General features: G+C 71.3%; 9 protein-coding genes, 1 tRNA gene and 1 pseudogene. 8 read left to right on the top strand and 3 right to left on the bottom strand.

The genetic code is table 11. The features are described from left to right. Positions 1–16 precede the first annotated feature (16 nt). From LRD69_RS13840 to LRD69_RS13815, 6 genes are all read left to right on the top strand, one after another. Positions 17–214 (top strand): hypothetical protein, encoded by a 198-nt coding sequence (locus tag LRD69_RS13840; protein WP_277326876.1) that lies wholly within the window; start codon positions 17–19, stop codon positions 212–214. Between the two features lie 323 nt (positions 215–537). After that, entirely contained in the window at positions 538–3402 is a 2865-nt protein-coding gene (topA, locus tag LRD69_RS13835) for a type I DNA topoisomerase (RefSeq protein WP_277326875.1), read from the top strand. A gap of 267 nt (positions 3403–3669) precedes the next feature. Then, positions 3670–6840: a dTMP kinase gene (gene tmk, locus LRD69_RS13830; RefSeq protein WP_277326874.1), complete on the top strand. Its 3171-nt coding sequence runs from the start codon at positions 3670–3672 to the stop codon at positions 6838–6840. Positions 6841–7051: 211 nt separating this feature from the next. Beyond that, positions 7052–8257: a DNA polymerase III subunit delta' gene (locus LRD69_RS13825; protein ID WP_277326873.1), complete on the top strand. Its 1206-nt coding sequence runs from the start codon at positions 7052–7054 to the stop codon at positions 8255–8257. 119 nt (positions 8258–8376) lie between these two features. Beyond that, the gene (locus LRD69_RS13820) at positions 8377–9906 is read left to right on the top strand and encodes an alpha/beta hydrolase (protein WP_277326872.1); all 1530 of its coding nucleotides are present in this window, start codon (positions 8377–8379) and stop codon (positions 9904–9906) included. A 125-nt stretch (positions 9907–10031) separates the two neighbouring features. Continuing rightward, positions 10032–10105: transfer RNA gene (locus LRD69_RS13815), tRNA-Thr, on the top strand. A 133-nt stretch (positions 10106–10238) separates the two neighbouring features. Here the strand turns inward: LRD69_RS13815 and LRD69_RS13810 are convergent. Together LRD69_RS13810 and LRD69_RS13805 are read right to left on the bottom strand one after the other, a co-directional pair. Then, positions 10239–10373: pseudogene (locus LRD69_RS13810) on the bottom strand (integrase); the annotation flags it as partial. 59 nt (positions 10374–10432) lie between these two features. Continuing rightward, the gene (locus LRD69_RS13805) at positions 10433–11125 is read right to left on the bottom strand and encodes a hypothetical protein (RefSeq protein ID WP_277326871.1); all 693 of its coding nucleotides are present in this window, start codon (positions 11123–11125) and stop codon (positions 10433–10435) included. Positions 11126–11689: 564 nt separating this feature from the next. Between LRD69_RS13805 and LRD69_RS13800 the strand changes: the two genes are divergently transcribed. Together LRD69_RS13800 and LRD69_RS13795 are read left to right on the top strand one after the other, a co-directional pair. Continuing rightward, positions 11690–12199, top strand: a complete 510-nt coding sequence (locus LRD69_RS13800; protein WP_277326870.1) for a SigE family RNA polymerase sigma factor — start codon at positions 11690–11692, stop codon at positions 12197–12199. A 51-nt stretch (positions 12200–12250) separates the two neighbouring features. Continuing rightward, positions 12251–13483: a hypothetical protein gene (locus tag LRD69_RS13795; protein WP_277326869.1), complete on the top strand. Its 1233-nt coding sequence runs from the start codon at positions 12251–12253 to the stop codon at positions 13481–13483. Between the two features lie 168 nt (positions 13484–13651). Here the strand turns inward: LRD69_RS13795 and LRD69_RS13790 are convergent, their stop codons facing one another. Continuing rightward, complete coding sequence (locus LRD69_RS13790) at positions 13652–14083, bottom strand: PPOX class F420-dependent oxidoreductase (RefSeq protein ID WP_277326868.1); 432 nt, start codon at positions 14081–14083, stop codon at positions 13652–13654. Positions 14084–14134: the final 51 nt, after the last annotated feature.

The raw sequence follows: 14134 nt of genomic DNA, 5'->3' as shown, positions 1-14134 counted from the left end.
AGAGAGGCGTACGGACATGGAGAGCGGACCTGCGATCTTCGCCGGAACGGCGTTCGCGCTGTTCGGGGCCGCGCTGCTGGTATGGACGGGGGCGCGCGTCGTACACCGTGCGCCGGTCGCGCACGGAGTGAGCCCCGTCGTCTCCACCGCACTCGCCACTCTGTTCGGCGTACTTTTCCTCGCCCTCGGCGTGTGGTGCTTCGCTCGCTTCTGATCCGCTCCCCGGCCGCCGCTCCGGTGCGGCCACCGCGCCGGGACCCGCGAACACGCCCGGCCGCCCTGCTTCTCTCCTTCGGTGGCCGCAGTGCGGCCACGGCGCTGCGAAACCCGCAGGCAGCGGCCGTACGCACTGCGTAACGGGCACTCCGGGCGGCAGGAATGGCGGAAGTCGGGTTACCGTTCGAGTGGCCGTTGCGGGCTTTTGCCGTTTGACACGGGGGCGGGTTGTACCGTCACACTCCGCAGCGACAGCACCGTCGGCAGCGCCATCGCGCTGCCCGGATGCCCACTGAGTGTCGACCGGAGAGAAGAGCGAAGTTGTCCCCGACCAGCGAGACCGCACACGGCGGCCGCCGACTCGTCATCGTCGAGTCGCCTGCCAAGGCGAAGACGATCAAGGGGTACCTCGGCCCCGGATACGTCGTCGAGGCGAGCGTCGGGCACATCCGCGACCTGCCGAACGGCGCCGCAGAAGTCCCCGACGAGTACACCGGCGAGGTCCGTCGGCTCGGCGTCGACGTCGAGCATGACTTCCAGCCCATCTATGTCGTCAACGCGGACAAGAAGGCGCAGGTCAGGAAGCTCAAGCAGCTGCTGGCCGAGTCCGACGAACTGTTCCTCGCCACCGATGAGGACCGCGAGGGCGAAGCCATCGCGTGGCACCTGCAGGAAGTGCTCAAGCCGAAGGTCCCGGTCCACCGGATGGTCTTCCACGAGATCACCAAGGACGCGATCCGGGAGGCGGTGGCCAACCCGCGTGAGCTCAACCAGCGCATGGTCGACGCCCAGGAGACCCGCCGTATCCTCGACCGGCTCTACGGCTACGAGGTCTCGCCGGTCCTGTGGAAGAAGGTCATGCCGCGGCTGTCGGCCGGCCGCGTCCAGTCCGTCGCCACCCGCCTCGTCGTCGAGCGGGAGCGCGAGCGCATCGCCTTCCGTTCCGCCGAGTACTGGGACCTGACCGGCACCTTCGGCACCGGCCGTTCCGGTGACGCGTCCGACCCGTCGACGCTGACCGCCCGCCTCAGCGCGGTCGACGGCCGGCGGATCGCCCAGGGCCGCGACTTCGGTCCGGACGGGCAGCTGAAGGCCGGCTCCGGCCAGGTGCTGCACCTGGACGAGGCGAACGCCCGGGCCCTGGCTGCCGCGCTCGCCGACTCCGCGTTCGCCGTGCGGTCCGTCGAGTCGAAGCCGTACCGCCGCTCCCCGTACGCCCCGTTCCGTACGACGACCCTCCAGCAGGAGGCGAGCCGCAAGCTGGGCTTCGGGGCCAAGGCCACCATGCAGGTCGCACAGAAGCTGTACGAGAACGGCTTCATCACCTACATGCGTACGGACTCCACGACCCTGTCCGACACCGCGGTCTCCGCGGCAAGGGCGCAGGTCACGCAGTTGTACGGGGCCGACTACCTGCCGGACAAGCCGCGTACCTACGCCGGGAAGGTCAAGAACGCGCAGGAGGCGCACGAGGCGATCCGCCCCTCCGGCGACCGCTTCCGCACGCCCGCCGAGACCGGACTGACCGGCGACCAGTTCCGGCTCTACGAGCTGATCTGGAAGCGGACCGTCGCCTCGCAGATGAAGGACGCGGTCGGTAACTCCGTCACCGTGAAGATCGGCGGCCGGGCGAGCGACGGCCGGGACGCCGAGTTCTCCGCGTCCGGCAAGACGATCACATTCCACGGCTTCATGAAGGCGTACGTCGAAGGCGCCGATGACCCGAACGCCGAGCTCGACGACCGTGAGCGGCGGCTGCCGCAGGTCGCCGAGGGCGACGCGCTGTCCGCCGACGAGATCTCCGCCGACGGCCACGCCACCAAGCCGCCGGCCCGCTACACCGAGGCCTCGCTGGTCAAGGAGCTGGAAGAGCGCGAGATCGGCCGCCCGTCGACGTACGCCTCGATCATCGGCACCATCCTCGACCGCGGCTATGTATTCAAGAAGGGCACGGCGCTCGTCCCGTCGTTCCTCTCCTTCGCCGTGGTCAACCTGCTGGAGAAGCACTTCGGCCGGCTTGTCGACTACGACTTCACCGCGCGGATGGAGGACGACCTCGACCGCATCGCGCGGGGCGAGGCCCAGTCCGTGCCGTGGCTGAGGCGCTTCTACTTCGGCGAGGGCGACGACACCGTCAGCGGCGCGGCCTCCGCCGCGGGCAACGGCGACGGCGACCACCTCGGCGGTCTGAAGGAGCTCGTCACCGACCTCGGCGCGATCGACGCCAGGGAGATCTCCTCGTTCCCCGTCGGCAACGACATCAAGCTCCGCGTCGGGCGGTACGGCCCGTACATCGAGCGCGGGGAGAAGGACGCCGAAGGCCACCAGCGCGCGGACGTGCCGGAGGAACTGGCGCCCGACGAGCTGTCCGTCGAGTACGCGGAGGAGCTGCTCGCCAAGCCGAGCGGTGACTACGAGCTCGGTGCGGACCCGGTCAGCGGGAACCAGATCATCGCGAAGGACGGCCGCTACGGTCCGTACGTCACCGAGGTGCTGCCCGAGGGCACGCCGAAGACCGGCAAGAACGCGGTGAAGCCGCGGACCGCGTCGCTCTTCAAGTCGATGTCGCTGGACACGGTGACGCTGGCCGACGCGCTCAAGCTGATGTCGCTGCCGCGGGTCGTCGGTGAGGACGCCGAAGGCGTGGAGATCACCGCGCAGAACGGCCGCTACGGTCCGTACCTGAAGAAGGGCACGGACTCGCGTTCGCTCACCTCCGAGGAGCAGCTCTTCGACATCACGCTCGAAGAGGCCCTCGCGATCTACGCCCAGCCGAAGCAGCGCGGGCGGGCCGCCGCCAAGCCGCCGCTGAAGGAGCTGGGCACGGACCCGGTGAGCGGCGCGCCGGTCGTCGTCAAGGACGGACGGTTCGGCGCATACGTCACCGACGGCGAGACGAACGCGACGCTGCGCACCGATGACAGCGTCGAGGACATCACGCCGGAGCGCGGCTACGAGCTCCTTGCGGAGAAGCGCGCCAAGGGACCCGCCAAGAAGAAGACGGCGAAGAAGGCCCCGGCAAAGAAGGCGACGACCGCGAAGAAGACGGCCGCCAAGAAGACGACGGCGACCGCCAAGAAGACCGCAGCGAAGAAGACGACGGCCGCGAAGAAGACGGCGTCGTCGGCGACGGCGAAGAAGGCCGTGGCCAAGAAGGCGGCTGCGGCGACCCCCACCGACGACTGACGCACGCGCAAGCGCTCGGGCCCGGCACCTCTCCAGGTGCCGGGCCCTTCGTGCGTCAATGCGGTCGCACGGCATCGTCATCCCCTCGGGCGTTCGAGGAGCGGGAGGCCGGGGGGCGGAGCCCCGCCACGTGGCGGGCCGCACACCGGGTGCAGGGGGAAGGAGCGGGCAGGGGAACGGGCGACCGCGGGCGCCCCGCCCGCTCCCGGCGCCCGTTTGTTCGGATGGGGCCACCGGTGACCGCGCCGCTCCGGATAGGCTGGGCGGATGACGCGAGCCGAGCAGCCAACGGTCGTGAGCCCCACCTCCGACACACTTGCCGCAGACTCACGCGAGCGCGCCGTACGAGCCCTGTTGCGTGTTCCCCCGCTGAAGCGGTTGTGGAGCGCCCAGCTCGTCGGCGGTATCGGCGATGCACTCGCCCTTCTCGTGCTGGTGCTGCTGTCGCTGCAAGCGGCGGTCCTGGAGGGCTCATTCGGATCCGGATACCGCGGGGCGGCCTTTGCCGTCGCCGCCGTCTTCGGCGCCCGAATCCTTGCCACGCTCCTCTTCGGAGCCGTACTCCTGGGGCCGTTGACGACGCTCACCGCGCCCGGCGGGCCGCTGGACCGGCGGTGGCTGATGATCGGGGCGGACGGGCTGCGGCTCGCACTGCTCGTCGTCGCACCGCTGTGGATCGACTGGATGCCCGACAAGGCGCTCATGATGATCCTCGTCACAGTCTTCGTCACCGGCGTCGGCGAACGGCTGTGGACCATCGCCAAGGAGGGCGCCGCGCCCGCGCTGCTGCCCGCCCCGCCCGCCGAGGGCGCCGCCGTGCGCCCGCTGCCGGACCACCTCGACGCACTGCGGCGGCTCTCTCTCCGTACGGACTTCGCCGCCGTCCCCGCCGCCGCGACCGTCCTGCTGATCGCCACACTCATCGGCAATATCCTGGGCTCGGGGCTGGAGTGGTTCTCCCTCCACCAGGCGGCCCTCGGTTCGTACGTCGCGGCCGGACTGTTCTCGGCCTCGATCTCCACCCTGTACTTCCTCGAACTGCCCGGCTCGCCGACGCCCCGTCCCCGCTCGCCCCTGGAGGGCCTGCGCCGGCCGTCCACCGCCGGTGTCCCGGACCGGGGCCGCACCGGCGCCATCGCGATCACCGTCGCCACGTGCGCCGCGGTCGCCGGGGCGATCGCGGCCGCGGCCGCCGTGGCCGTGCTGCACGCGGCCGACCTCGGCGGCGGCCCCGTCACCTTCGCGCTGCTCATCCTCGCCCTGACCGGCGCCACAGGGGTCGGCATCCGCACCGCGGAGAAGGTGCTGCCCGCGCTGTCGCGGCGCCGGCTGCTCGCCCTCGCCACCGCCGTCACCGGGGTCGCGCTTCTCGCGATGGGCTTGGTGCCGGACACCGCGACCGTGGTGTTCATCGCGGTGCTCGCCGGTTACGCGGCAGGTGTGGCCGCCCGCACCGGACACACGCTGGTCGACCAGGAGACCGAGGAGCCCCGCCGGGCCAGGACCACCGAGCACCTCCAGGCCGTCGTCCGGGTCCTGATCGCGCTCGGCGCGGTCGGAGGCCCGCTGCTGGCCGCCGCCATCGGCAGGCACCGGCTGACCGCCGACGACTTCGTCTTCGCGCACGGCGGCGCCGCTTTCGCCCTGATGCTCATCGGCGCCCTGCTGCTGCCGGTCGCCGCGATCGTCCTCGCCAGGACGGACGACCGGTCCGGAGTGCCGCTGCGCCGCGATCTGCGCGAGGCCCTGCGGGGCGGCGAACCGGCCGTCGCGCCCGCGGCGACCGGCTTCTTCCTTGCCCTGGAGGGCGGCGACGGGGCCGGCAAGTCCACCCAGGTCGAGGCGCTCGCCGAGTGGATCCGCGCCAAGGGCCACGAGGTCGTCGTCACCCGTGAGCCGGGCGCGACACCGGTCGGCAAGCGGCTGCGGTCGATCCTGCTCGACGTGTCGTCGGCCGGTCTGTCGAACCGGGCCGAGGCCCTGCTGTACGCCGCCGACCGCGCCGAGCACGTCGACTCGGTGGTCCGTCCGGCGCTCGAGCGCGGCGCGATCGTCATCTCCGACCGTTACATCGACTCGTCCGTCGCCTACCAGGGCGCCGGCCGCGACCTGTCGCCGACCGAGATCGCCCGGATCTCGCGGTGGGCGACGAGCGGCCTCGTACCGCATCTGACGGTGCTGCTCGACGTCGCTCCGGAGACCGCGCGGGAACGGTTCACCGAGGCACCCGACCGGCTGGAGTCAGAGCCGCCCGAGTTCCACGCCCGGGTACGGGCCGGCTTCCTGACGCTGGCCGCCGCCGACCCGACCCGCTACCTGGTGGTGGACGCCGGCCAGGAACCGGAATCGATCACCACCGTCGTACGCCACCGGCTCGACCAGCTCCTGCCGCTCTCCGAGGCCGAGATCAAGGCCCAGGACGACGCGCGGAAGGCGGCCGAGGAGGAGGCCCGGCGCAAGGCCGAGGAAGAGGCCGCCCGCAAGGCGGAGGAGGACCGGCTGGAGCGCGAGCGCCAGGAACAGCTCGCCAAGCTGCGCGCCGAGGAGGAGGAGCGTCAGCGCCGCGAGCTGGAGGAGGCGCGGCAGCGCGAGGCCGAACGGCAGGCAGAGGAGGCGCGGCAGCGCGCCGAGGAGGCCCGCAGGGTCGCCGAGGAGGAGCGGGTCAGGCGCGAGGCCGAGGAGCAGGCGCGCGAGGCCGAGCAGGCGCGGCTGCGCAGGCAGGCCGCGGAGGAGGCCAGGCTCCGCAAGGAGGCCGAGGCACGGCGCCTGGAGAAGCAGCGCAAGGCCGAGGAGTCGCTGCTGCGGGCCGAAGCGGCCCGGCGGCAGGCGGAGGCCGAGGCGGCTGCGGCCGCGGAGGCTGCGCGTGCGCAGGCCGCGTCGCATGCGGAGGCTGAGCGTGCGGGATCGGCGTCCGTTCCGGACAACGAGCTGACGGTGCCGACACCGATGGTCGGCCCGAACGAGATCACGCAGCCGGTGCCGTCGCCCGTCGCCCCGCCGTCGCCCGAGGCGGAGACGGCGATGCTTCCGAAGTTCTCCGAGCGCTCCGACCGTTCCGAGCACGACGACCGGTCCGAGCGTCCTTCGGCGCGCGACGCCGCGGGCGCCGCGGACGAGACGACGGTTCTCCCGGCGGTACGCGACGAGCACCCGGCGGACCGGGTTCCGCGCGGCATCTTCCGTGACGAGCACCCGGCCGACGCGGCACCGGAGAGCGAGAACGAGCGCACCCGGGAGCTGCCCCAGTTCCACGACCCGCACGCTGCTCCGCCGGCCGACGAGGAACGCCGGTCACGTGGCCGGCGCCCCCGCCCGGACTGGGCCGAGGAGACTCCGCTGGACGATCTGCCGACGCTGGCGGACGAGCTGCTCGGTGACCGCGGCAGCGACGACGAGGACCCCGGCGCGTCCGGACGCGGCCGCCGCCCGCGCCGCTGACCGGGGTCGGCCGGCGGGCTCCCGGCGGATGTCCGGGGGCCCGCGGACCGTCGGCCTGCAAGCCGGCGTACGGGGGCTCGCCGACCCGTGGCAGGGAGCCTGCCGCCCGGTGACCGGGGGCCGGGGACGGACCGGATCGCCGGGATTGTCAGACCGTTCCGCCACAATGGGAAGCCGCAGCCGTACACGACCACCGGAAGGGCGGTGACCCATGACCGTATGGGACGACCTGGTCGGCCAGGACCGGGTGCAGGAGCAGCTCGGCGCCGCCGCCCGGGACGCCGATGTGCTGGTCACCGCGGTCTCCGGCGGGGAGCAGGTGCCGCCCGGCTCGAAGATGACCCATGCCTGGCTGTTCACCGGCCCGCCGGGTTCCGGGCGGTCCACCGCCGCCCGGGCCTTCGCCGCCGCCCTCCAGTGCACCAGCCCGGACCGCGCCCTGGGCGGCGCGCCGGGCTGCGGATTCTGCGACGGCTGTCACACGAGCCTCGTAGGTACGCATGCCGACGTCGAGGTGGTCCGCACGGACCTGCTCTCCATCGGTGTGAAGGAGACCCGTGAGCTGGTCCGCCGTGCCCAGCTCTCCCCGGCCGTGGGCCGCTGGCAGGTGATCATCCTGGAGGACGCCGACAGGCTCACCGAGGGCGCGGGGAATGTGCTCCTGAAGGCGGTCGAAGAGCCCGCGCCCCGTACGGTGTGGCTGCTCTGCGCACCCTCCCTCGAAGACGTGCTGCCCACGATCCGGTCCCGCTGCCGTCACCTCACGCTGCGCACCCCGCCGGTCGACGCCGTCGCCGACGTGCTGATCCGGCGCGACGGCATCGACCCGGAGCGGGCCGCGTCCGCCGCGCGCGCCACGCAGGGGCACATCGGCCGGGCCCGCCGCCTCGCCACCGACGAGAAGGCCCGCGCGCGCCGCGCGGCCGTCCTCAAGCTCCCCCTCAGGGTTGAGGACGTCGGCGGCTGTCTGAAGGCCGCCCAGGAGCTCATCGACACCGCCACCGAGGATGCGAAGCAGGTCTCCGAAGAGGTCGACGTCAAGGAGACGGAGGACATGAAGGCCGCCCTCGGTGCGGCTGCCGGAGGCCGGATGCCACGTGGCACGGCGGGGGTGATGAAGGAGCTGGAGGACAAGCAGAAGCGCCGCAAGACCCGCACCCAGCGCGACAGCCTGGATCTGGCACTCACCGATCTGACCGGCTTCTACCGCGACGTGCTGGCGCTGCAGCTGGGCTCGCAGATCGCGCTCGCCAATGTCGATGTACGGGACGCGCTCGACCGGATCGCCGGATCCTCGACACCCGAACGCACCCTGCGCCGGATAGAGGCGGTGATCGCCTGCCGCCGGGCGCTGGACCGCAATGTGGCGCCGCTGCTCGCGGTGGAGGCGATGACGATGGCACTGCGCGCAGGCTGACCCGGCCTCGCGACAGGGGCGGACCTGCGGGGAGAGGAGTTCCCGCGTGCCACGACGCCGCTTCATCCGATGGGGGTAATGAATCGGGTGAATCACCCCCTTGCGGCTACGCTCCGAGGATGGACACCAGGCGCCTGCTCCGCACCTTTGCCACCACGCTCGGCACTGCCGGCCTGCTCATCTCCGGCTGCAGCAGCGGCAGTTCGTCGACGAGCACGTCGGGTTCCACGCGCGCCGTACCCGCAGCACTCAAGTCGTACTACGCACAGCACCTGAACTGGCGGGACTGCGGCGTCTCCGGATTCCAGTGCGCGACGATGAAGGCGCCGCTCGACTACGCGAAGCCGGGCGGCGGCGACATCAAGCTGGCCGTCTCGCGCAAGAAGGCCACCGGTCCGGGCAAGCGGATCGGCTCCCTCCTGGTGAACCCGGGCGGCCCCGGCGGCTCGGCCATCGGCTACCTCCAGAGTTACGCCGGCATCGGGTACCCCGCGCGGATCCGCGCCCGCTACGACATGGTTGCCGTCGACCCGCGCGGCGTCGCCCGCAGCGAACCCGTCACATGTCTCACCGGTCCGCAGATGGACGCCTACACCCAGGTGGACCAGACCCCCGACGACAACGCCGAGGTCACGAAGCTGAGCGATTCCTTCGAGAAGTTCGCGAGCGGCTGCGAGCAGCACTCCGCCAAGATCCTTCCGCACGTCTCCACCGTCGAGGCGGCCCGCGACATGGATGTCCTGCGGGCCCTGCTCGGCGACGAGAAACTGACGTACTTCGGCGCGTCGTACGGCACCTACCTCGGTGCCACGTACGCCGAACTCTTCCCCGACCGGGCCGGCCGCCTCGTCCTCGACGGCGCGATGGACCCCTCGCTCACGTCGATCGACATGAACCGCGAGCAGACCGAGGGCTTCGAGACCGCGTTCCAGTCCTTCGCCGCGGACTGCGTGAAGAAGGCGAACTGTCCCCTCGGCACCACTTCCACCGCCGACGCGGCGACCCGCCTCAAGCGGCTCTTCGCCGACCTCGACGCCAAGCCAGTCTCCACCGGCGCGAGCCGGCGGCTCGGCGAGTCCCTGGCCACCACCGGCGTCATCGCCGCGATGTACGACGAATCGTCCTGGCCCCAGCTTCGCGAGGCACTGACCGGGGCGCAGGCGGGCGACGGTTCCGGTCTGCTTGCCCTCTCCGACAGCTACTACGAGCGTGAGCCGAACGGTTCGTACGCGAACCTCATGTTCGCCAACGCCGCTGTGAACTGCCTGGACGCGCCTCCGGCCTTCGCGGCCCCGAGCGCCGTCGACCAGGCCCTCCCCAGCTTCGAGAAGGCATCCCCGGTCTTCGGGAAGGCCTTCGCCTGGGCCTCCCTGAACTGCGGCCACTGGCCCGTCGGCCCCACCGGTACCCCGCACCAGATCCACGCGAAGGGCGCGTCCCCGATCGTCGTGGTCGGTACCACCCGCGACCCGGCCACCCCGTACAAGTGGGCGAAGTCCCTGGCCGGCCAGCTCTCCTCGGGCAGGCTCCTCACGTACGAGGGCGACGGTCACACGGCGTACGGCCGCGGCAGCCACTGCATCGACACGGCGATCAACACCTACCTCCTGGACGGCACCCCGCCCGCCGACGGCACCAGGTGCTCCTGACCCCCTGATTCGCTGCCTCCCCTCTGACCTGCGGATACGGCTCCGGGGGAGGGCGGTACGGAGCACCCCCGGAAACTGTGTAGACTTGGCGACGCCGCTGATCGCACCATGGTGCGACGGGGCGCGCCGCCTTAGCTCAGTTGGCCAGAGCAACGCACTCGTAATGCGTAGGTCTCGGGTTCGAATCCCGAAGGCGGCTCTGTAGAAGCCCCAGGACTCACTCGCCGTGACCTGGGGCTTTTGCTTTTGGTGGACGCGGCGTCGACGACGGGCGCGGGCTGCGCGGCGGTCGGTGGTCCAGCGGTGGGGGCGGGCGCCGCACGCGTGAGCGTCCTGGATTCCTCCCGCGTGAACGGGTTCGCCGCGGTCTCGTCGATGGTGGGCGGGTCCACCAGCGTGGCGACGTTCTCGCCGATGATCCGGCGGCGGTGGGCGACCTTCAGGGCACGCGACAGGATGCGGTGAACCGGGGATGATGTCGTTGGGGGTGCCGGGCTGCGATCCTCCGATCACGCCGAGCCGGTGGTCACCGGTTTCGCTTTCCGGGCGTGAACGGGCCGGTCTCGGGACCTGCGAAAGATTCGACGACGGTCTTCTCGGCCTCCGCTGAGCCGTCCAGGCAGAGCCGTCCGCTCTTTTCACGCAGGTCGAGGAAGAACCGCGTGGTCGCGCCGGACTGCTTGAGGCCGTGGATGCGTTCGTCGACATAGCCGAGGTCGTTCAGGATCTTCCTGACCTTGCCGGGGGTTGGATCCGCCAGGTCCCAGAGCGCGTGGGTGATGCGTTCTTCATGGAGGCTGCTCGCGCACCAGTCGCGAGCGTTCAACTCTGCTTCCGGCCCTGTCGTAGGGGCGATGGGCTCGATCGCGTCGCTCGGTGGTGTCTGAACCGGGCCGGTCTGCGGCTCCTCCGCCGGGACGTTCGACTGCGGTCCCTGCGGGGGGCCCGGGTGCAGGGCGCCCAGGGTGCCCGAGGGACACGACTGCGCGACCTTGTTCAGCATCTCCAGGAAAGCCACCTGCGGATCGGGGCCGGGCCGCGCGGCAGCTTGCTGCGCCCCGATGGTGTCGGCGGGTCCGTTCTGCGATGCGCCGGCGCTCGGCTTCTCGGTGCCGCAGGCGGTGAGCGTCAGAGCAGCGAGGGCTGTTACCGCGAGGGTCAGCCGCGGGTGGCGCGGGGAGCGGGTGACCGTACGGGGCAGGGCAGGGATTCGTGTCATGCGCACAGTCTTCGATCAAGCTCCTCGCCGCACGTGAGTACGCGTACTCACCTGAGTAGGAACGCTTCCTCAACAGCCCTTAGGCATCCGAGATGGCCACTGATCGGTCCAGTTGGCCAGTAGCGTGCTCAGTGGACGGTTCCGGATCGGTCGGCTGTCGAGACCACAACCGCGACCGGCGCGGACGCCACCCAAGCGTTCCTGTCTTTGCTCCGTGGTCACGGCTGGACACCTGCGGACCGAGATCGGACAACTCGTCATGCGTAGGTCTCGGGTTCGAATCCCGAAGGCGGTTCTGTAGGAGCCTCCTCTCCGGACTCACTCGCCGTGACCTGGGGCTTCTGCTTTTGACGGATGCGGTGACGGGCGCACCGCGCGGCGGTCGGTGGTCTCGGACACAGGTCCCGGAGCCGGCGCCCGGGCGTGGGCAGAGCGGCGGCCGTGGCGGTGAGGGCCGCTGTGACGATCCCAACTCAAGGATTTCTTTGGGCGTGTGTGAAACATTCCGCCCTGGCTGCCGCATCAGACAGGTGTAAGGCCGCACAGGGGGAGGACAGGAAGCGCATGAGGCGACAGTCCCGTTCAGAGGACTTCCGTGAGTTCGCGGCCGAGCGGGCCGGCCATCTCTACCGCTCCGCCTGCCTGCTCACGTGCGGCGACACCCACCTCGCCGAGGACCTCGTGCAGGAGACGCTGGGCCGGATGTACACGGTCTGGGGCCGGATCACGCGGATCGACAATCCTGCGGGCTACGCGCAGACCGTTCTCGTACGGACCTTCCTCGCCCACCAGCGGCGCCGCTCGGCCACGGAACGCCCGGTCGGGGAGATGCCCGAGGGGGCGTCGGCCGGAGACGACCCGGCGCTGCGGGTGGCGCTGCTCGACGCGCTGACGCGCCTCGCGCCGAAGGACCGGGCGGTCGTGGTGCTGCGGTACTGGGAGGACCGCTCCATCGGGGAGACCGCCGACGTGCTGAACGTCAGCTCGGCCGCCGTACGGACCAGAGCGGTGCGGGCGCTGGCGAAGCTGCGCGAGCAACTGGGCGGAAGTCTGGCCGAGTTCGCCTCCCTCTAGAACGCTCCAGGACGCTTTCACTTCGTATCGACGCGAATGGGTAGGTTTGCCATGCCATTTGAGGACCAGCTGAGCGATTCGCTGCGTCGCACCGGCGACAGCTTTCACCTCGACGACCGCCCCGCCCTGATCGCGGGCGGCCTGCGCCGCGGCCGCCGCACGGTCCGCCGCCGGCGCACGGCAGCGGTCACCGGCAGCGTGGTGGCGCTTGCGCTGGTGGGGTTCGGCGGGGCGTACGCCGACGGACTGCTCGACGGGGGCGGCGCGCAGGAGACCTCGGTGGCTGCACCGGCCACGCCGACGCCGCTCGCGGGGAAGGACCAGGGCGGGGCGGTTACCGCCGACCAGATGGTCACCATCCTCAAGTCCGTCCTCCCGGGCGGGAAGCTCACCAGGACGGAGGGGCGTGGCTCGGGCGGGGGCATCCCGCCGCTGGCCTACGGGGTGTACGACGACGGCAAGGGCGAGGGGGCGATCTCGCTCGTCGTGGACCGGATCGACCCCTCCATGGTGCCGGAGCTCAAGAAGAGCCAGGGCTGCGCGAGCGGGGCACAGGACTCCTGCACGACCGAGACGCTGCCCGACGGCTCCTGGCTGAAGATCTACAAGGGGTACGAGTACCCGGACCATCGGGCCGAGACCAAGGACTGGACCGCCTCGCTGATCACGCCGCAGGGCTACCGGGTCGACGTCAGCGAGTGGAACGCCGCCGCGGAGAAGGACGCTCCGGTCAGCCGCGACGAACCGCCGCTCTCGTCAGCCCAGTTGAAGGCTCTGGTCACGGCCAAGGAGTGGAAGCCGGTGCTCGCCGCCCTCGAGCCCGCGGGCAAGCCTGCCTTTGAGGGCACCCCCGAAAAGGGCACGGCGGATCCGTCCGCCGCGTCCGTCCAGAAGACGCTGCTCCTGTCGCTGCCCGCGAACTTCAAGGTGTTCGGCCGTGGCAGCCAGGACGGTTACGCCTTCGTCGTGGTCGACGACGGAAGGGGGCGGAGCCTCGTCCAGATCAATGTCCAGCGGAACATGTCCGACGTCTCGCCCCTGGGGGACACCACGACGCTCCCCGACGGCACCGTGCTGGGGCTGAGCAAGCGGGCAGGCGAGAAGGGCGGTGCGGGCGTGGTGCGGTGGACGGCGGACGCGGTGGCCCCCGACGGGTTCCGTGTGGTGATCTCCGCGTTCAACAGCGGGGACCAGGCCTCCGCGTCGACCCGCGCGGAACCGGCCCTCGCCCTGGCCGCGCTGAAGTCGATCGCGCTGGACGCGAAGTGGCGCAAGCTGAAGTAGTGGGCCCGGGGGCCGGGGCGCCTGCGGCGCGATTCCCCTGCCCGTTCCTTCCCGGAACCCGGGGAGCCCCCGGTTCCGGAAGGAATTTCGGAGGGTTCCGCCCCCGGTCCTCAATCGCCGGACGGGCCTGATGGTGCCGCCGAGCCGCCTGCCCGGGCATGCGGTGGCTCAGGTGGTCGGTCCGGGAATGGCCCAGGGGCCGACACCGGAGATGCGGTCCGGGGAGTAGCGGACGATGTAGCCGGGGGCGTCGGCGGGGGCCGGGAAAGAGAATCCAGGGGCGACGTAGACGGGGGCCAGACGGGTGAGGAGGGCGTGGGCGCCGCCCTCCTCGACGACGGCCGTACCGCGTAGGACGGCGTGCTCCGCGAGGAAGACGCCGGGGGTGCGGGGCGCTTCGAAGGACAGCGCGAAGCGCGGATCCCGCCGGAGATTGCGCAGTTTCAGATGGAGGTCCATGTGACCGCTGACGATGTCGTCGCCGTCCAGGCCGATCCAGATGACGGACACCTGGGGGCTGCCGTCCTGGTTCACGGTGACGAGGTGCCCCAAGGGGCCTGTGGCGATCAGGTCGCGCAGCTCGGGCGGAAGAGTGGTCACTGAGTCAGCCTTCGTGAGGAGCGGAGGAGTGGTGGTGCACGGCCGGCCGGG

The organism is Streptomyces sp. JH14, assembly GCF_029428675.1.
Taxonomy (GTDB): Bacteria; Actinomycetota; Actinomycetes; order Streptomycetales; family Streptomycetaceae; genus Streptomyces.
The sequence above is the reverse complement of the archived record's forward strand: the minus strand, read 5'-3'. Positions and strand labels throughout refer to the sequence as shown.